Raw genomic sequence first — 20,045 nt, 5'->3', positions numbered from 1 at the left:
TTTAGAATTCTTTATTACTTCACTGTACTCTTATCAATCCGTGTAGGCGTATCTTTCCCGGCAACTATAGTCTGAGAGCTTAAGGCAATAGCACGGATAGTAGCAACAATATTCTGAATATCCAACGATTCTACTTCGTCGTTTACACTATGATACAATTTATCTGAATCAATCTGATCGGTAGATATAGTATGTGCCGGAACGCCCAGACGAGCTAAAGTAGCATTATCCGAACGATAAAACAGGTTTTGTTGCGGATACGGGTCAGGATTAAACGTAAATGCTGTGCCTTTCAGATTTTTCTGTAAGATTGTCCCGAAATCCGACCGTTCAAAGCCGGTAATGAAGGCTGAATTCATCCCCCATTTAGATGCCTTACCTATCATTTCTATATTAAACATGGCTACTACTTGATCGGCATCTAATTGCTGAGAGAAATACTTTGAGCCGAATCCACCGATTTCTTCTGCTGTAAAAGCAGCAAAAACAATCGTCCTTTCGTTGTTTTTCAGCTTTTTAAAATAGTTGGCCAAAGCAATAACCGCTGTTGTACCCGATGCATCATCATCAGCACCATTAGCGATAGAATCTCCCTCAACAGCTTTCTGAATACCCAGGTGGTCGTAATGGCCTGAAAAAACAACCATTTCGTCAGGTTTGCTTTTACCCGGAAGCACCCCCACCACGTTAGTCATCATAAAGGCTTCTTTGCGTTGTTTGATTTTCACAGAATAATTGTCTACCGAACTGATGCCCGATACAAACAGAATATTCCCTGCAATTTTCGGATAAGGCTTTGACAACAACCTTGCACGGCCCATAAAACGTTTCAAACCTGCTAATTTGGACTCATGTGCTGCATCAACCACAATTATTTTGCTGGTTGAGTCGCTCATATACTGGTTCGGAGTAAAAGTATCTCCTGCTCCGACAATTACCACCGGAATATTAGATGTCCAGTTGATTTCTTCGTTATCAGACATCAGCAGATATTTATCTTTCGGAATCACCTGTCCGTTAATCATTACCTCAGCACTTAAAAACCCATCTATCTTCGTAATAGGAAACTCCTGTCTGAATCCATTTGCACCTTTTAATGGCTGCAAACCAATTTTCCTGAATTCATCGGCAATAAAAGCGGTGGCTTTTTCAATCTGCTGTGGCTGCATCGAGTTTCGGCCCAGCATATCGTCGGCCGCCAACGTGCTGATGATACGCTTCACTTCATTTTCTTTAATTAATTTGTTTACCTTCTGTGCCTGCGAAACATACGTGATAAGAAAGAGGATAAGGGTTAGTCTGATGATTCTCATAGATAGTTTGTTGGTTTGGTAATTATTCTCCTGTTTTTTCTTCAATTAAATATTCGTCTTTTTTGAAAGTCTGTTTTACAAAAAGCTCACCGATAAAGCCTGCTAAAAATAATTGAGAGCCAATAATAATAGCTATCAAAGCTAAAAAGAAAAACGGGTTATCGGTCACATTACGGTAGCGTAACCCCTGGCTGATATTATATAGTTTTTCAAAAAGCAGATACAAAGCCATTAAACTTCCTATGACAAACGAAAGCACTCCCATAGTACCAAAAAAGTGCATGGGCCGGCGGCCAAATTTATTCACAAAGGCAACCGTCAGTAAGTCAAGAAAACCGTAAATAAAACGCTCCAGACCAAATTTGGTACTGCCATATTTACGGGGGCGGTGCTGAACTACTTTTTCGCCGATTTTCTTGAAACCGTTCCATTTGGCTATAATCGGAATATTCCGGTGCATTTCGCCATAAATCGTGATATTCTTGATTACTCTTGACTGATAAGCTTTCAGCCCGCAATTAAAGTCATGTAAATACACGCCAGATACCCAGCGGGAAACCGCATTGAACAGCTTGGTTGGAATGGTCTTGGTAATAGGGTCATATCGTTTCTTTTTCCAGCCCGATACCAGGTCATACTTCTCTTCGGTAATCATACGGTATAACTCCGGAATCTCATCCGGGCTGTCCTGCAAATCAGCATCCATCGTAATCACTACTTTGCCCTCGGCATGCGTAAAGGCTGTTTGCAGGGCAGCAGTTTTTCCATAATTACGCACAAATTTAAAGCCTTTGACTTTCGGATTCTGCCGGGCAATCTGCTGAATGACCTCCCACGAACCATCATTACTGCCATCATCGACAAAAAGAATTTCGTATGTAAAGTTATTTTCCTGCATTACCCTCACAATCCAGTCGTGTAGTTCAGGTAAAGATTCTGCTTCGTTATATAAAGGTATAACGACCGATATTTGAAGTGCTTGGTTCATTAGGAGCAAAGTTCTAAAAAATCGTGTAATAATCGCTCAACAGTAGCCGGAATTTATCAGAATACCCACTGGTATTTTTCTCATGAATCACTAATATATCTTCGGTGTATGCTGAGACAGGCATTTTGCTGAAACTGAGAATATGTCTGAACACAGATTTCTGAGGATTGTGCCTTATCAGCAGTTTTGCGCACAAATATAAACCTTTTTTCTGAGCTACTGTTGCCAGTTGTTGGGCTTCAAAAGGTGGAAGTAATACTATAAATTGACCATCAGGGCTTAAAAGGCTCATAACGGCATCAAGCAATTCATCAAAAGTTAAAGTTGCGGCGTGTAAGGCTTTATTGGTTTGATGGTCGGGAGATTGCAGAGAATTCTGGTAGAACGGTGGATTGGAAATAATTAAATCATAGCCTTTATCTTCTGAACCCGACCGTTGTTGACTAAAATCCTGTATAGACTGGTGATAAAGCCTGATGCTATCAGCAAACGGACTTTCAGTAATATTGACTTTTGCCTGCGTGTGAGCATCATTATCTATTTCAACAGCATCGATAGTAGCCTTGCTTCTCTGTGCCAGCATCAACGATAATAACCCTGTTCCGGTGCCTATATCCAGAATTTTGTTCACTTCTGCCACCTCTGCATACGCCCCTAAGATACAGGCATCGGTGCATACTTTCATGGCACATTTATCCTGATAGATAATGAATTGCTTGAACTGGAAATAAGATTTTGGCACCCCTTCTAACTTTAAAAGGGGCGAAGATAACGATTTTTGAAGAATTTAGGAAGCAACCACCATACCCAACCGTTCCACCTCATCAAGTAAAGCCATAAGGTCAGTTTCAGTAGTAAGCGGATTCATCAAAGCTGTCCGCAGATAAAGCTTGTCACCTAAAGTCGTTTGTACAATATAAAATTTACCTTCTTCTAAAAGTCTTTTTCTGATACTGGCATTTAATTCGTTCAATGAACCAGCCTCATTTTTCAGGCGGAAACAAACAATATTACTTTCCGGCTCTAAGGCAAGTTCAAAGTTTGGCCGGGCTTTAATAAGTGTGGCAAATTGCTTCCCTAAATCATACAGGTACTCTACATTGTCTGTAAAAATCTGCTCGCCATGCGCTTTCAGTATCGCATATACCTTTACGCTCATCATCAGCTTGGTACATTCAAAAGTACGTTTGCCTGAATTGAACCAGTCTTTCGAATGCTGATTGGCCCATAAATACTGCGCTTTCTGCTGAAAAGTCTTGAAGGCATCATCATTCCGCTTGAATATCACAGCAGTAATCAAAGCTGGGGCCATCAGCATTTTATGCCAGTCTATAACTACCGAATCAGCCTGATCAATACCCTTTACCAGATGTTTATATCTCTCAGAAAATACCACTGCCCCGCCATGAGCACCATCAGCATGAAACCATAGGTCATGCTTTTGGGCAAAGGCGGCAATAGCTTCCAGATCATCATAGCTTCCGGTCGAGGTAGAGCAGGCACTGCCTATAATGGCTATCACACGCAAGCCCTGGTTTATGGCTTCCTGATAATATTGCTCCAATAAATCAGTTCTGATTTGTAAACGCTCATTAGTTGGTACTTTGATAATACCCTCACTACCCATACCCATGATGCGTGCGGCACGGTCGATGCAATAATGCGCTTCTTCCGAGACCATTACCGCAAGTTTTTCAGTATTCCCCTCTTCCCATACATCAGTTTTAGCGGCTCTTGCGGCTAATAGTGCTGTCAGATTAGCTAATGTGCCGCCAGATGTAAGCAATCCGCTGGCATGGGCATCAAAACCAATCTTTTTAGCCAATAGTTCTGAAAGAATGCGTTCTAAAGGATTAGAAACCAGCCCCATTTCATACACAGCCATCCCATTATTAAGCATACTGCTAAGCAGACCTGCCAAAGCCGAGATAGGCACAGGTGGGGTAACCTGATGCCCCATATAGCGCGGGTGATGCAAATGATTGGATTGTTGGATAGTTTTACTGAAAAAATCAGCCACATTGCCTTGTCCTTGCTCGTAATCTTCCTGCCAGAAAGCCAGACTTTCTTCAGGGTCTTTGTAGGGGATAACCGTCTCCATAGAGCCGCTTTGCGACTGTTCAAGATAATCGGCCAGTACGTCAACCAGACTATGCGCTTGTTGTCGGAAGAGGTCTGGAGAAAAGGCTTTTTGTAGGGGAGATTCCATCATAAGCTAATAATTTGTTTTACTAAGCCTGCCAGAAATAATAATAGTTCTGCTCACGCACCCAGCCCAAGCCCTCATACAAGCGCTGCGCTTTAGTATTATCAGGCGTTGTTTCTAATAATAAACCTTTGTGGCCTTGTGCACTTATAAACTGCTGGGCAGTAGCTAAAAGAGCCTTGCCAATACCTTTGCTTCTGAGCGTTTCTTGCACAAATAAATCATTCAATGTCCATGAACGACGCATGGAAACCGACGAAAACATCGGATATAATTGCGTGAATCCTAATGGTTGATTATCTGCTAAAGCTAAGAAGATAACAGATTCCTGATTAGCTATCCGCTCTGCCAGAAATCGCTTTGCGCCTGCCATGTCTGATACTTGTCCGTAATACTGGCGGTACGCATCAAATACCTCGGCTACTAATCCAACGTGTTCTGATTCAGCTCGTACTAACCGGATGTTGTCTGCTAAAGATACCCCATAAATGGTAGATAATGGCTTATACATAATTAATAAAGATTAGAAATACAAAACACGGAATTATTTATGATAACAAAAAATACTTAATTTTGATTAATTGATGCAATTCTGGTATCAATTATGAACATTATTTTTATTGCTATAGTATATGGATTTAAGAACTCTGGAGAATTTTTTGAAACTGACTGAAAGGCTGAATTATCGCAAAACAGCAGAAGATATTTACATTGCCCAACCTGCGCTAAGTCGCCAGATCATGCAACTGGAGCAAGAATTAGAGGTGAAGTTATTCAACCGACATAAAAGAAAAGTAGAACTCACTGAGGCAGGTATCTACTTCAGAGATGAAGCCAAACGGATTTTAGAAAATTTTGAAAGAGTATGCCAGCAAACAGCCCGGATACACAGGGGAGAAGGCGGAGAAATTCGTATTGCTCATTCGAGTTCGTCTATGCAGTTTTTACTGCCGGCTATCTTAGCCAAAATTCAGCAAGAAATACCTTCGATGGAAACGGTGCTGATAGAATCGACGAATGTATATGAAATCAATGCCCTGTTGAACAGAACGATTGATGTAGGTTTCGGGCCGAATATAATTGTACCCAAGGAGATAAACGCCCGTACACTTTACACCGAAAACTTTGTGATACTATTGCCGCAAAAACATTGGCTGACTACCGAAAATTTTCATTCACTGGCGCAATTAGCCGATGAAAATTTTATCTTGCCCTCACGCAGTGAAAGTTCGGGCTATGTAGAAAGTATAGAGGCATTATGCCAGAACTACGGGTTCATCCCGAAAGTAGCCTATCAATCAGGAAATACGAATACAGTACTCCGTTTAGTTGAAGCCGGAGTAGGCGTATCAATAGAGCCAAAATCAGCATTGAGTGGACAAAACATGAATGTACGGCATATTGAACTAAAAAATATAAGTGCCAAATCGGAAATGCGTATGGTATGGCTGCGAGGGCGAGAAAAAGAATTGAGCCGCTTTTTTGATATTGTGAACCAGATAACTGACCAGAAGAAGCCTTAAAATAAAGTTTGTTTAGGGAAAATAAAAATATTATTTATTTTTGTTGAACATTTACGATATAGCCAGAGTTACGAATATACTAAAAGAATCCCAGATAAATGCCAAACCCATCCCAACTACATGGAGGTAATGTGCTTACATTGCCTTCCCAAAAATTACTATTGAGCCTTTCCTTAGACGATTTAGGTAAATTTGTCCGTCGTCTGGATATGGAAGAATTAACCGAATTACTGCACTTCTACGAAACCAAGGAATATTTTGAAGCCTGCATAATTGTTAATAACTACATTAACCACCAGAATAAAAGAATTACTGAGCAAAGCCAGACTATTTTCTCCGCCTGAATATTCCGTCTTATAAAATTACGCAAAAAATAAAAGCCGCCCAAAGAGCAGCCCTATTCCAAAATGTTTTGCTGTGACTAAAGGGGAAATTTAACAATTATATTTTTAATAGGCAAAAAATCTGCCTCATGTGTTGGCCAACTACATAAATTCATGCGGATTTTCTTCCGATTTTAAAGTTTTTCTGTAATACTGTCTTTATAAGTAAGCATAAAATAGTATTACGTGTACCAAAGACATATCTTCAATTTTACTTGACCAGATACCGTTATCTGTCTGATTCGGAACAGGTCTTGCCTGCAAATAATAACTGAATTTTGCGTAGTCAAAAACTTTCTCTACTTCTTTATCTATACAACGATATTTCGGGTCTGCACCCGCCGAAACTGCAGTGGCTAAAGTTGTGGTGGTAAGTGCCGTAAGGCTGGGGTCGGGGTACACTTCAAATAAACTTACCTCCAGATTAGAAATAATATTATCCTTAAAGCAAACCCGCATTTTGTTGATTTTTACTCTGTAAGGCAGGTATCCGGCAGGGGCTATAAGCCGCATATTCGTGCCTCCGTTTCCGGCTACTTCACCAAAATTAAAATTGATTGGCCCCTGGTCAGTTGTACTGCCAAAATCAGCTGCCGGAATAGAAATATATAATTCATCGCCCGACGACTGATTAATTAATACCCCGTCAGGGTCCGAATAAACTGGCCTTTTACCTACCCCGCTCAGCGTAGTTGCCTTGAGGGTTCCGGGGAGTGCTTCCGAGTGCTGGGCAATGACATAACTGCTTGCTATCAGGCAAGTAACAAAAAAGGTAAAGATTTTTTTCATGGCAATAATCTGTTTTAGAGAATTTGAGAACCTGAAATAAATGAATAGTAAAATCCAATAAAAGCATAAATGAGTATTTGGTAACCTGCATGAGTAGTTGGTAGAATCCGGCTGATATTTGGTAATTGAATAAAAGCCATAATTTTTAGAGACCTCCTAAGACCTTTGCTTTAAAATGCTTACTTTTGCAAAAAAATTGCTCAACATAATTCTTTAGACGTAATGTTAAGAACTCATACCTGCGGACAATTGCGTATCGCAGATGTAAATCAGACAGTTACCTTATGCGGGTGGGTACAAGTTGTTCGTGATAAAGGCGGTATTATTTATATTGACCTTCGTGACCGCTACGGTATTACTCAATTAATATTAAATGAAAATAGCAGCGATACTGACGTGATAACCCTGGCTCGTACATTAAGCCGTGAATTTGTGATTCAGGCTTCGGGTGAGGTAGTTGAGCGGGTATCAAAAAATGATAAAATTCCTACAGGCGATATTGAAATTAAGGTTACGGCTTTAGAGATATTGAACCCTGCCAAATTACCTCCGTTCCTGATTCAGGACGAAACCGACGGTGGCGACGATATCCGAATGAAATACCGTTACCTCGATTTACGCCGCAATGCGGTGCGTCAGAACCTGCAATTGCGCCACAAAATGGCACAACAAACCCGTAATTATCTGGACGGACAGGATTTTATTGAGGTAGAAACTCCGGTATTGATTAAATCTACTCCAGAAGGTGCCAGAGATTTTGTCGTACCAAGCCGCATGAATCCGGGAGAGTTTTATGCTTTACCACAATCGCCTCAGACCTTTAAGCAATTATTGATGGTATCGGGTTTTGACCGTTATTATCAGATTGTCAAATGTTTCCGTGATGAAGACTTACGTGCTGACCGCCAACCGGAATTTACCCAGATAGACTGCGAGATGTCTTTTGTGAAACAGGAGGACATTCTGCAAATGTTTGAAGGCTTGATTCGTCATTTGTTTAAGACCGTGAAAAACATTGATATGCCGGAAGTACCTCGTATGACTTATGCCGATGCCATGCGTTTATATGGTTCAGATAAGCCTGATACACGTTTCGGAATGGAGTTTGTGGAACTGAACGACGTAGTGAAAGGAAAAGATTTTGTGGTATTCGATTCGGCTGAACTGGTTGTTGGTATCAATGCTTCGGGTTGTGCAGAATATACCCGTAAACAGATTGACGAAATAACGGAATGGGTGAAACGCCCGCAAGTTGGTGCAAGAGGATTGGCCTATATCCGTTTTAATGCTGACGGTACTTTAAAATCATCGTTCGATAAATTCTTTGATGAAGCAGCTTTGAAACAAATTGCCGAGAAATTTGAGGCGAAAGCAGGCGACCTGATATTGATTCTTGCCGGAGAAGCCAACAAAACACGCAAACAACTGAACGAATTACGTCTGGAAATGGGTAGCCGTCTGGGCTTACGCAAACCTGATGAATTTAAAGCTTTGTGGGTTTTAGACTTCCCTTTGTTAGAATATGGCGAAGAAGAAAACCGCTGGTTTGCTATGCACCACCCGTTCACAAGTCCTAAACCAGAGGACATTCCGTTATTAGAGACAGAAGATTTAGGCAGTATTAGAGCCAATGCCTATGATATGGTCATTAACGGAACAGAAGTAGGAGGAGGCTCAGTGCGTATATTCCAGAGACCATTGCAACAAAAAATGTTTGGTATCCTGGGGTTCACCGAAGAAGAGGCCAAAAAACAATTCGGCTTCCTGATGGATGCCTTTGAATTTGGCGCACCTCCGCACGCAGGTATCGCCTTTGGTTTCGACCGCCTGTGTTCAATCTTTGGTGGAGCAGATTCCATCCGTGACTTCATTGCTTTCCCGAAAAACAATTCAGGGCGTGATATGATGATTGATTCACCATCAACCATCGACCAGAAACAAATGGATGAATTGAAGATTAAGACGGTGTTGTAAAAAATTAGAATATAAATAATGGGTTAGGCTACTTAAAACATAAAGTTTAAGAAGTCTAACCTAAAAAATATCCAGAAAAATATTAACGAACCAAATATTCTTTAGTCGAAATCAGTGATATAGTTGTTTTATAGTTTCGATTTAAAACTTTAATTACCTCATTTGCAATAATAGCCTGCCCAAAAGCTGAGGGATTAATTCCATCAGAAGAAAAAAAGTTATCAGTGGAATAGCTGGCATCTACTCTTATTCCGTCATCAGTTACAAACTGACCTTTTACTATTTTCTCATATAAGTTTCTAATATCTACAATTGGAAATCCAAACTTCTCACTCATACTTAAAATTTCTTCATTATATCGATTAGTAATTTCTTTGCATCTAATGGCATCATGCAAAATATCCCAAAAACTTACTGGTTTATTATTATAAATGCCTTTTTTAAACTCAAACTGGATTTTATTACTTAACAAAGAATCAATTGATGATGTAGGAAGTAACAAATCTTTCTGTGTTTCAAAATAACTTATACCATCACCAAAATAACTCTCATATTTAATAGCACTATTACCTACTATTTTTTGAGCCATTTCATTTTGAACAAACTTAAAGTACGGTAATGATAAAAAGTCAGGAATATTTAATAGTACTGCTTTTGTTCCTTTATTTTCTCGAAGTTTTCGCATCAAAATCAGTTCAGGAGAAAGCGACATATTAAGCTCTGTAGAAGGTTCATTACTGAAAATCGTTTCTTTATCTGGAATAGCAGAGCTAAAAAACTCTTTTTTGTATCCTGGTAAAAAAGAGTTTAAAACTTCCGTATAACCAAACTCAATAGAGATAAAATCAAATTTCTTACTGAAAATTTTATCAATTAATTTTGAATTAACTTCTGTTTTGGGTGCAATACGGCTAAAAAAAGCATTATTCACTGCACCAAGCCCAATTTGTTCATATTCATTCGTACCACGCCAAGGGAATAAAGCACTGACGCTAAAATTGGGTAATGCAAAATTATCTAAAGCTTCTTTTTCCTGATATACTTTTAAAGTTACTGTTTTTTCATCTGCATAAACGATTGCACTATTATTATGAGCTTCGTTAAATTTAGGTACTGGGCCTCCTGTTGGATTAAATACTTTTATGGCCTTTCGACCATACCCATTATAATTTTCTTTTTCAAATAATGGTTGTTCAAATTTTGCTAAACGCATCTGTCTTGCAATAAGGTTGGGATAAGAAGTAATAATACCTTCGTTAAAATAGCCGCCGTCTCTTACCCCTGCAGTCAGGCTTCCGCCAATTGCCACATATCTTAAAGGTTTACCCTTCAATTCAGAATCATCATTGTTTTTCAGGTTATTTAAATCAGGGGCAACTGAAGGTAGGGCCGGAAGGAGTGGCTCCTTATAGGTAATAATTGTATCACCAACTACAAGATAATTGGCTCCATTGAGATCTATACCTTTAGTCTTTTTGTAATCTTTGTTAATCACAGTTTTTACTGTATCTCCACTAATAATGGAATATTTGTTTATGATGAGAGGTGTTACTATAAATTCATTCCTATTACAACTAACCAACAACATTGATAATAAAATAATCAGATTTATAAATAAAACGAGATTTTTCATTAGATAAGAAATTTTAACTTTTTAGCCGATTTTGACCATATTCGGATAGAAGTTAATGGAAATTAATTGTTAATGTATATTTTAAAATGCACTAATAATTAGATAAATGAATTAACGAAAATCGGTGAGCATATATACCGATTTTCTAAGCAAAAGTTATTCTACGGTTAAGATTTTGTGGTTCTGGAATAAGTATATTAATAGTATAGCGCAAAAAAAATAGAACCCTATCAGAGGTTCTATTTTTACATATATGATATGATACTACAATGCTATCACTTTGGATTCGCCGTTTGTATCTTCTGCTGTTCTTCTTTTTTCTTTTCTTCTTCTTTGGCCTTATTTCTGAAATATCTTCTGAACAGGAAATTGTGTTTCAGGGCTTCCAGATTCTCATCCAGCTTTTCGGTACTGCTTTCGAGATTACTGATTGTTTCTCTGATATTGTTGGCAGCCTTCGGGTCGTGCAGCAGTACGCCAATCGTATTATTAGGATTATTCAGTAAAGCGTTGGTAGTCTGCTCTAAATTGCCAACGGTTTTCTGGGCAGAAGTCGTCGTCTCTTTCAAAGTCTGCGAAGTACTCTGTAATGAGGCAACTGTATTTTTAATAGAAGGATAAATCTCTTTATCAGTAGCAAGGGAGTTAATAAAATTGCCTTCTGCATTTAATTTATCTGTCAGAGTGGCTAAGGCAGTAGCTCCTCTCTTCAAATCTCTCGTAGCAGATTCAACAGTCGACATACTTTTAGAGATACTGGCATAAAGCGCCTCATCTTTCATCAGTTTACCTAATGAACCTTGTCCTGCCCTGATATCAGCCGTTAACCCTTTCAGGTCGTTGGTAATATCCAGAATATTCTTGTTGTTTGCCTGCAAGGTTGAGAGCATCTCCTGTTGCGTAACATCTGCTTCTGCCTTAAAAGTATGACCTGCCTCTATCATCTTGACATCAGGCGAACCACCGGAAATCAGGATGATGGGGTTTCCAATCAGGCCGTCAGAGCTTACTCTTACAGTAGCATCCTGTTTGATAAAAGGCTGAGATTTGTCTTCGATACTAAACAGTACTTTTACCTTAGCGTCTGGCGTAAATGATATTTCCTGAACTGTACCTACTTTTACTCCGGCATACCACACATTGTTACCCTTGGTAAGGCCGTTAACACTATTAAATGTAGCCGTAGCATCTATGCGTTTAATGAACGATTTACGCATGGTGCCGAGCGTAAGGATACCGGCGGCTAAAATAATAACACCTATTAAAATAAATAAACCAACCTTGGCCGCTATTCTCGATGAAGATTCTGGGGTCGCCATATACCTATTTCTTTTGATTTTCTATAAAATTGTAATCGTAAAAATTCTTGATTCTCGGATCAGGATTCTTGAACACCTCGTCAAATGTCCCCTGAAACTTAAAGTTGCCTTCATATAACACCGCTACACGATCGCCTGTTTCTTTGGCACAGGTCAGGTCATGGGTGATGATAATCGAACTCGTATTATAATTTTCTTTTACCTCATTAATTAACTGATTAATCTCAATACAGGTAATCGGGTCAAGGCCGGCAGTCGGTTCGTCATATAGCATAATCTTCGGATTCATAATCAGTGTACGGGCAATCCCGATACGTTTTTTCTGTCCGCCCGATAATTCTGCCGGCATCTGGTTAATAGATTTTAGCAGACTTACCGAGTCCAATACCTTATGCACCGCTTTATTGATTTCCCCCCTGCTCATATTCCGAACATTCCTTACCAGCGGAAACTCCAGATTCTCTCTTACAGTCATACTATCATAAAGCGCACTATTCTGAAACGAAAAACCTATTTTCAGACGCAATTCATTGAGTTCTTTTTTCTGGAGTTGTGTCACCTCTTGCCCCAATACTTTTACACTCCCTTTATCGGCAGTCAGAAGCCCTGCAATGATTTTTATCAGAACCGATTTCCCGGTTCCTGACCTCCCCAGAACCACCATGTTTTCACCTTCATAGACTTCCAGATCAGCATCTATTAAAACCTTCCTGTCGCCAAATGACTTATAAAGATGTTCTATTTCTATTACCTTGTTCATGGGTTGTTTATTGAGTGATTTAGCGATTGAGTGATTATGTCTTAAACTGTGATTTAGCTGATTAACCTGATTGCGCTGATTTATAAATTGATTATACTATTGTTGATTATTGATTGTAAATCTTATCATAAAAATCAATAAATCAGGTAAATCAAAGTTCAAGATTAATTAATGGCTAATTCTCAATTAATCACTCAATCACTAATTCACGCAATCACTAAATTTTATCATCTAAACCAGTTAGTTACTTGTACTATAAATACTTCTTCAATAAATATTAAAAACATAGACAATACAACCGACGAGTTGGCGGCTTTACCTACACCTAACGTACCATTGCTCGCATTGTATCCCTTATAACAGCCCACAATACCAATAGTGAAACCATAGGCCACAGCTTTGATAACGGCCGTCCACATATCCAGAAAAATAATGCTGTTAAATGCCTGCTCAAGAAAAGCCGGCAGGCTTGTGTCTTCGTTGGTAGTTACGTTCAGAAACACCCCTATCATGGCCATGAGTGCACAATAAAACGATAGGATAGGAATAGTGATGGTAGTAGCCAGCACCCGTGTTACCACTAAAAACTTAATGGGGTTAACAGCCGACACCTCCATTGCATCTACCTGTTCGGTTACTTTCATAGAGCCTAACTCTGCCCCGATACTTGACCCTACCTTACCTGCACATATCAGAGAGGTTACCAAAGGAGCCAAAGCTCTGATAATGGCAATGGTTACTAATGACGGAAGCCAGGATGTTGCCCCAAAACTTTCTAATGACGGCCTTGATTGTTTGGTAAATACAAAGCCTGTTACAAAACCTGTCAGCGATATAAGTGTCAGTGAACTGTTACCGATACGGTAGCATTGATTGACAAATTCTTTAAATTCAAAATTTCCACTAAGAGTTTCCTTGAAGAACAACAGCAGGAAGTCGGCACCATCTTTAAACCCAATAAGCCAATCATCTATTTTTTCAGAGAATAAATTTTTTCTTGAATGTGAACCCATATTTTCTTGCATTAGTGGAGATCCGGTGCCTCAAAGTTATTAAAGTATATCGTTAAATTTATAAACCATCTACGTTTTTAAAGAATTTATATACGTATGGGGAAAAAAATACTCAAACTGTGGTATAATCATTTGGGCAGTTTGTCTACTTTCTTTGCCCAACAAAATAATTAGTATCAAAATTCTTTCCAATGTCTAAGTATTTTCTTTAATTTTGACTAATCTATTGACTATCAACAAAATAAACTACGATGGCAAATTACAACCTTAACATTAACGGGAAAGTCTATAAAACAGACGTAGCCCCCGACACACCGCTGCTATGGGTTTTGCGTGACCATTTAGGATTGTTAGGTACAAAGTACGGCTGTGGAATGGCTATGTGTGGGGCTTGTACAGTACATATCAACGGCGAAGCAACCCGCACCTGTATCTTGCCTGTATCATCGGTAAGCGAAGCTAAAATAACTACTATTGAAGGGCTATCCGAAAAAGGTGACCACCCCGTACAAACGGCATGGCATGAGGTGGATGTTCCTCAATGTGGCTATTGCCAGGCCGGGCAGATTATGACCGCCGCCGCATTTCTGAAAAGCAATCCTAAACCTACTACAGAAGAAATAGAAACTGCGATGTCAAATAATTTATGTCGCTGTGGTACCTACCACCGTATCAGAGAAGCCGTTCAGTTAGCAGCAACCAAAATGAAATAACATGGAAAAGACAAACAACAGCCGTAGAAATTTTTTGAAATCGGCCGCGCTTGCAGGTGGTGGTTTCATGTTGAGTTTTAACTGGTTCGGCAAAGAGGCATTTGCCGGAGACATTGCCGCAACAGATGCAGCAGCTATTGCCGCCGCAGATTTTGCTCCGAATGCCTATTTATCGATACATCCTGATGGAATCGTAACTATATTTTCACCCAATCCGGAAATCGGACAAGGCATCAAAACAGCCTTTCCGATTATAGTAGCCGAAGAACTGGATGTAGATTGGGCCAATGTGAAAGTGATACAAGCGCCTTTAGATACAAAGAAATTTGAGCGTCAGGTAGCTGGCGGTAGTGGGTCTATTCCACACTCCTGGCAAAGACTCCGCAAGGCCGGAGCTACAGCCCGCCAGATGTTAATAGAGGCCGCCGCCAGAAAGTGGAATGTATCTGCCACTGAGTGCAAAACCGAAAAAGGTTATGTGATACACACCACCTCAGCCAAAAAACTGAGTTATGGCGAATTAGCCACAGATGCGGCTCAGATTACCCCGCCGACAGATGTAAAACTAAAAGACCTGAAAGATTTTAAACTGATAGGTTCGACAGTAAAAAACGTAGATAATAAACCAATTATCACTGGTCAGCCGCTTTTCGGAATAGACTTTTACAGAGAGGGTATGCTATTCTCGATGATTCAGCGCCCACCAGCTTTTGGTTTAAAACTCAAATCATTCGATGCCTCAGCCGCCAAAGCAATGCCGGGTATTGTTGATGTAGTCTCTTTCAAAAACAAGGTAGCAGTAGTTGGTAAATCAACCTGGGAAGTGAAAAAGGCCAAAGATGCCTTGAAAATAGAATGGGAAAAAGATGGAAACCTTGAAAGCACCGACGACCACAACAAACTCTTCAAAGAATTACTTGATTCGCCGAAAGCAGATGTCAGAAGAAAAGAAGGAAATGTAGAAGAAGCTTTTAAGAATGCGGCAAAAATAGTAGAATCAGAATACCAGTGTCCATTCCTGCCGCATAACCCCATGGAACCAATGAACTTCTTTGCTCATGTAAGAGAAGATGGCGTAGAATTAGTTGGCCCTACACAGACACCTGCCAATGCGCAAGGGCAGACAGCAAAATTACTCAATATTGCCCCTGAGAAAGTAACAGTAGAGCTAACCCGTATGGGTGGCGGTTTTGGCCGTCGTTTGGGTACAGACTACGTATTGGAAGCCGTAGAGGTCTCTAACCTCGTAAAAGCCCCTGTAAAAGTTATCTGGACGCGTGAAGATGATATGACGGGTGGTAGCTATCGTCCGGCAGTGCGTTATCGTTTCCGTGCTGCGTTAGACAAACAAGGGAATATGATTGGCTACTCGCTTCGTGGAGTAGGTATTAATGCCGGAAACCCAACCCGCGAGAATAACTTCCCGTCTGGTGCTGTACCTAATTTATTGATTGATTCAGTTGACCATAAATCACCCATCACTACCGGCCCCTGGAGAGCACCTATTACCAACTTCCTGGCCTTTGCCGAACAGTCTTTTATTGACGAAGTAGCCAATGCCGCAGGTAAAGATGCTGTGCAATTCAGACTGGAATTGCTGGACAAAGCCAAAACATCGCCAACAGGCCCTGTTCGTTATGACATTGACCGCATGAAGGCAGTCATTGAATTAGCTGCCGAAAAATCAGGCTGGAACAAAAAACGCAAAGGTGTAAGTCTTGGCTTTAGTGTCTATTTCTCTCATGCTTCTTATGTAGCGCAGGTAGGAGAAGTAGTGATGAAAAAAGGCAAACCTGTCTTGCAGAAAATCTATGCGGCTGTCGACTGCGGTGTAGTAATCAACCAGAGTGGTGCCAGAAACCAGGTAGTAGGGGGCATCGTAGACGGAATGGGACACGCCATGTATGGCAACCTGACCTTTACTGAAGGTAAACCCAACCAGAGTAACTTCAATACTTTCCGTCTGATCAAGATGAACGAGATTCCTGCCATTGACGTACACTTTGTTGATAATGGCATCGACCCGACAGGGTTGGGAGAGCCTGCCCTGCCACCAACCGGAGCCTCAATTGCTAATGCAATCTTCAAGGCCACAGGTAAGCGCCTGAAAAACCAGCCGTTTATTGAGCAGGAAGAAAAACTATTGGACGGTATTTCATAATGACCCATTACGATTCCTTACCCATATATGAGCCATCCTCTTTGGGGGATGGTTCTTTTTGTATATTCATGTTCAATCTATTCTACTGCAAAGTTGTAAATTATGAAAACAGTGAAAAACGCAAGTTATGATTTGGATGAGTATAAAATTCTTGTAGAACTTTATAAGTTTTATCTGGACATAGTACTTAAAACTTTAGTGGCAACATCAACTGTTTCAGGAGCTATTATTTCATATACGTTGTCGCAAGCAGAACATAAATCAGACCATACGCTTAAATTGTCATTATTTGGTGTCGTTCTACCAGTTATTATATGCTTTGCTACAGGTACAGGATTCATACAAGCAATCCCAATGTCAAGAGAATTAACAGAATCTCTTCTCAAAATTAAAGAAAAATTAGGTCTTGAATTGGCTCCTCATACTCAAAATCTAACTAAAACCCTTATATGGGCGGGTTATAGCATGACTCTCATAAGTATTATTCTGTCTGGCTTCTTTGTGTATCTTTTAATAAAGTGCTAAGAATAGTAAAACTGAGTAGCTGGTCTCAATAAAAAAACTGCTCCAATACAATCTTCCCTTCCTTCACCTCATATAATATTATCTCATTGATATGCACTCGGCCTAACTCACTAACTTCTATATCAAATTCTCTGCCTATCGCAAAATGGTTGCCTGCTATCACAGGTTCGGTAGTCGCCAGCTTGTAGGCGGCTGTTATTCTTTTTACCCAGTTTTCTCCTTTTTCTCTCACCAAAGCTTTTCCCTCAGCATCTTTGAGGTAAGGCGAGTCTGGTGGTTCAATACTTTTTACATTTTCGGCAAATAGTTCGTCCTGTATCTCAAACCATTTCTCTTGTTGTGCTAAAGCATTAAATCTTGCTGCTACTTCTATTGTAGTCATTTCTTTGTTTTGCATATTAAATATGGATTTATGATAATGTATAATTAATGAGCTGATTAATGTAGTGGAACAAACGATTGTTCTGCCATTACTGCCTGAGCCATCTTTTCAAGCTGTATATAAGTAGCCCGGTAGAGAAAAGCAGCCATACTGATTCGCTTAACGCCATTTTCGGCTAATAATCGGATAGAAGAGAGTTTGGGTACACCAACTACATTGAGTGGAAGAGTAGTTGAGGCCGCAATTTCTTTGATTAGCTCAACATCACCTACAGCCGTAACAAACAACCCGTCCGCGCCAGCCTCTTCATAAAGTTTTGCTCTTTTCAGGGTTGTTTCAAGAGGCGAGTTGAGTTTTAATAAAAAAACATCCGTTCTGGCATTGATAAAAAGCTGCTGGTTGGTCTTTTCAAGATAATTTTTGATACTTGTCAATTTTCTTAGATATACGTCTTCTCCTTCGGCATCTTCTATATTTATACCTGCCACCCCAATATCAATAAGCTGTTGGATATTTTCAGTGAGCGTTTCTGGATTACTGGCATACCCTCTTTCCATATCCACCGATAGCGGTAGTGTTGTGCACGATTTTATTCTTTTTATAATATAAATCAATTCAGCAAATGGTATCACTTCACCATCTTTGTATCCCAGAGAATCGGCTATTGCCCCACTTGAAGTGGCAATAGCGTCATAACCGCTTTTTTCAATAATCTGTGCACTTTTAGCATTCCAGGCATTGGCTATAACCAGTGGTTCAGGACGATGATGTAAGCTCAGGAAATGTTCGTAAGTATTCATGTTTGATAAGGTTACTGGCAGATGAGCTTAAAACTTCGCGCTTTAAGGAAACTTTTTAATATTGAACCTGTTTAAACTTTTTATTTTATGGCGGAAATGTGCAATTTTTTAATCAGATGAGCGGATTTGTTGAGTGCGTAGCAGAGCTACGGACAAAATAAATCGGTGAAATATGATTAAAAAAGTGCCATTCGGAGGCAAAAGAAATAAGTTTAAACAGGTTCATTATCGGCTCTGCGCAGGATAAATTTTTATAGCACAAATTTAGAAGCTGAAATTTACTTTAAGAGGGTGTAAAATAGACATTCTGACGGGTTGATTCAGACAATTACATTTCGCTATATTTGTGAAAAATTATTTATCATGAAACATATCTCTATCATTGCTCCTGACGGTCAGGGAAACTTAAGTAGCGTAGCCTGTATTGTGGGCTCTTATGAAATTCTTTTACAGGCCGCAGAACATTGGAAGAGTATGGGAAATAAAGATTTATATAAAGCCCAGATTGTAGGTATTGCAGCAAATACAGAGTTTGATAATGGTTTGTTCAGCATTCGTCCGCATACCACTATTGCCGATCTCAAAAAAACTAATCTTATTATTATTCCCTCTTTAGCCAGAGATTACCAGAAAGCCCTCGGAGGGAATAAGCTTTTGACCGACTGGATAACCCAGCAATACAAGCAAGGCGCAGAAATAGCTACGATGTGCAGTGGCGCATTTATGCTGGCAGCAACGGGCTTGCTCAATGGCAAAAATTGTTCTACTCACTGGTCGTCTGAAAATACATTCAAATCCTTATTCCCGGATGTAAATTTGCATACCCATAAATTGATTACCGATGAAAACGGTATTTATACAAACGGCGGGGCGTATTCTTTTCTTAATCTGCTCATTTATCTGGTTGAGAAGTATTATAACCGGGAAACCGCCATTTATTGCGCCAAGGTTTTTCAGATTGAAATTGACAGACAACACCAGTCGGTATTCAGTATTTTCAGCGGACAGAAATTGCATGAAGACGAAGATGTAAAAAAAGCACAGCAATACATTGAAAGCAGAATAGACGAAAAAATTTCTATTGAAGATTTATCGGCTAAACTGGCCATTGGAAGGCGGAACTTCGACCGCAGATTTATAAAAGCAACAGGAAACACTCCACTTGAATATGCACAAAGGGTAAAAATTGAAGCGGCCAAAAAAAGCTTTGAAACTACCCGTAAAACCATTAACGAAGTAATGTATGATGTGGGATATTCTGATATTAAAGCATTCAGAGAAGTTTTCAGAAAAATCACCGGTATGTCACCTTTAGAATACAGAAATAGATATAATAAAGAGGCAATGACCGTATGAGGTAGACATTGTTTGATAAAATTCCCTTGCAAATTATTCTCAATTGCCTACATTTGTTGAAAAAATAAATCTTCCACTTGTTCAAAGACCTTAAATATCACTTAGCACGCCTCGCTTATCTTCGTAGTGCCTGCTCATTTGTTCCTGATATGTATCTGGGGTCATAACCAATCTTTATCATTTATTGACAAATAATTTTTACTGAAT

Annotated in this window: 19 protein-coding genes; 7 read left to right on the top strand and 12 right to left on the bottom strand. The window is 39.7% G+C overall.

Features of this window, described 5'->3' with window-relative positions; genetic code table 11:
- Positions 1–14 precede the first annotated feature (14 nt).
- From H1R81_RS11660 to H1R81_RS11640, 5 genes are read right to left on the bottom strand one after another with little or no spacing between them, the layout of a single operon-like run.
- Positions 15–1,313 carry a M20/M25/M40 family metallo-hydrolase gene (locus H1R81_RS11660; protein WP_181840907.1) on the bottom strand — a complete coding sequence of 433 codons (1,299 nt, stop codon included), beginning with the start codon at positions 1,311–1,313 and terminating at the stop codon, positions 15–17.
- Between the two features lie 22 nt (positions 1,314–1,335).
- Positions 1,336–2,301 carry a glycosyltransferase family 2 protein gene (locus tag H1R81_RS11655; RefSeq protein ID WP_181840906.1) on the bottom strand — a complete coding sequence of 322 codons (966 nt, stop codon included), beginning with the start codon at positions 2,299–2,301 and terminating at the stop codon, positions 1,336–1,338.
- A 13-nt stretch (positions 2,302–2,314) separates the two neighbouring features.
- Positions 2,315–3,043: a methyltransferase gene (locus tag H1R81_RS11650; protein ID WP_310588074.1), complete on the bottom strand. Its 729-nt coding sequence runs from the start codon at positions 3,041–3,043 to the stop codon at positions 2,315–2,317.
- Positions 3,044–3,088: 45 nt separating this feature from the next.
- Entirely contained in the window at positions 3,089–4,513 is a 1,425-nt protein-coding gene (locus H1R81_RS11645) for an aminotransferase class I/II-fold pyridoxal phosphate-dependent enzyme (protein ID WP_181840905.1), read from the bottom strand.
- Between the two features lie 19 nt (positions 4,514–4,532).
- Positions 4,533–5,018, bottom strand: coding sequence for a GNAT family N-acetyltransferase (locus tag H1R81_RS11640; protein ID WP_181840904.1), 486 nt, complete (start codon positions 5,016–5,018; stop codon positions 4,533–4,535).
- A 121-nt stretch (positions 5,019–5,139) separates the two neighbouring features.
- On the opposite strand from H1R81_RS11640, the gene H1R81_RS11635 reads away from it, so the two are divergent.
- Complete coding sequence (locus H1R81_RS11635; RefSeq protein ID WP_181840903.1) at positions 5,140–6,030, top strand: LysR family transcriptional regulator; 891 nt, start codon at positions 5,140–5,142, stop codon at positions 6,028–6,030.
- Positions 6,031–6,128: 98 nt separating this feature from the next.
- Entirely contained in the window at positions 6,129–6,374 is a 246-nt protein-coding gene (locus H1R81_RS11630; protein WP_181840902.1) for a hypothetical protein, read from the top strand.
- 198 nt (positions 6,375–6,572) lie between these two features.
- Here H1R81_RS11630 and H1R81_RS11625 read toward each other — a convergent pair whose 3' ends face one another.
- Positions 6,573–7,202 (bottom strand): hypothetical protein, encoded by a 630-nt coding sequence (locus H1R81_RS11625; protein ID WP_181840901.1) that lies wholly within the window; start codon positions 7,200–7,202, stop codon positions 6,573–6,575.
- Positions 7,203–7,424: 222 nt separating this feature from the next.
- Here H1R81_RS11625 and aspS point away from each other — a divergent pair, with 222 nt between their 5' ends.
- On the top strand, positions 7,425–9,176 hold the full coding sequence (gene aspS / locus H1R81_RS11620; RefSeq protein ID WP_181840900.1) for an aspartate--tRNA ligase: 1,752 nt from the start codon (positions 7,425–7,427) through the stop codon (positions 9,174–9,176).
- A gap of 82 nt (positions 9,177–9,258) precedes the next feature.
- Here the strand turns inward: aspS and H1R81_RS11615 are convergent, their stop codons facing one another.
- The 4 genes from H1R81_RS11615 to H1R81_RS11600 form a co-directional block, all read right to left on the bottom strand.
- Positions 9,259–10,809, bottom strand: coding sequence for a hypothetical protein (locus H1R81_RS11615; protein WP_181840899.1), 1,551 nt, complete (start codon positions 10,807–10,809; stop codon positions 9,259–9,261).
- A gap of 275 nt (positions 10,810–11,084) precedes the next feature.
- Positions 11,085–12,128, bottom strand: coding sequence for an MlaD family protein (locus tag H1R81_RS11610; RefSeq protein ID WP_181840898.1), 1,044 nt, complete (start codon positions 12,126–12,128; stop codon positions 11,085–11,087).
- Between the two features lie 4 nt (positions 12,129–12,132).
- Positions 12,133–12,888 (bottom strand): ABC transporter ATP-binding protein, encoded by a 756-nt coding sequence (locus H1R81_RS11605; protein WP_181840897.1) that lies wholly within the window; start codon positions 12,886–12,888, stop codon positions 12,133–12,135.
- A gap of 227 nt (positions 12,889–13,115) precedes the next feature.
- Positions 13,116–13,913, bottom strand: coding sequence for an MlaE family ABC transporter permease (locus H1R81_RS11600; RefSeq protein WP_409013553.1), 798 nt, complete (start codon positions 13,911–13,913; stop codon positions 13,116–13,118).
- Positions 13,914–14,152: 239 nt separating this feature from the next.
- Between H1R81_RS11600 and H1R81_RS11595 the strand changes: the two genes are divergently transcribed.
- From H1R81_RS11595 to H1R81_RS11585, 3 genes are all read left to right on the top strand, one after another.
- Positions 14,153–14,614: a (2Fe-2S)-binding protein gene (locus H1R81_RS11595; RefSeq protein WP_181840896.1), complete on the top strand. Its 462-nt coding sequence runs from the start codon at positions 14,153–14,155 to the stop codon at positions 14,612–14,614.
- A 1-nt stretch (position 14,615) separates the two neighbouring features.
- Complete coding sequence (locus H1R81_RS11590) at positions 14,616–16,775, top strand: xanthine dehydrogenase family protein molybdopterin-binding subunit (protein ID WP_181840895.1); 2,160 nt, start codon at positions 14,616–14,618, stop codon at positions 16,773–16,775.
- A 102-nt stretch (positions 16,776–16,877) separates the two neighbouring features.
- On the top strand, positions 16,878–17,300 hold the full coding sequence (locus H1R81_RS11585; RefSeq protein ID WP_181840894.1) for a hypothetical protein: 423 nt from the start codon (positions 16,878–16,880) through the stop codon (positions 17,298–17,300).
- Positions 17,301–17,325: 25 nt separating this feature from the next.
- On the opposite strand, the gene H1R81_RS11580 is transcribed toward H1R81_RS11585, so the two are convergent.
- Both H1R81_RS11580 and H1R81_RS11575 read right to left on the bottom strand, forming a co-directional pair.
- The gene (locus H1R81_RS11580; RefSeq protein WP_181840893.1) at positions 17,326–17,697 is read right to left on the bottom strand and encodes a SnoaL-like domain-containing protein; all 372 of its coding nucleotides are present in this window, start codon (positions 17,695–17,697) and stop codon (positions 17,326–17,328) included.
- Positions 17,698–17,738: 41 nt separating this feature from the next.
- The gene (locus H1R81_RS11575) at positions 17,739–18,482 is read right to left on the bottom strand and encodes an isocitrate lyase/phosphoenolpyruvate mutase family protein (protein WP_181840892.1); all 744 of its coding nucleotides are present in this window, start codon (positions 18,480–18,482) and stop codon (positions 17,739–17,741) included.
- A 363-nt stretch (positions 18,483–18,845) separates the two neighbouring features.
- Here H1R81_RS11575 and H1R81_RS11570 point away from each other — a divergent pair, with 363 nt between their 5' ends.
- Entirely contained in the window at positions 18,846–19,838 is a 993-nt protein-coding gene (locus tag H1R81_RS11570) for a GlxA family transcriptional regulator (RefSeq protein ID WP_181840891.1), read from the top strand.
- The last annotated feature ends 207 nt before the right edge of the window (positions 19,839–20,045 follow it).

This window comes from Emticicia sp. BO119, from assembly GCF_013912375.1.
Classification (GTDB): domain Bacteria; phylum Bacteroidota; class Bacteroidia; order Cytophagales; family Spirosomataceae; genus Emticicia.
Note: the sequence above shows the minus strand (reverse complement) of the source record. Positions and strands in the feature narration are given on the sequence as shown.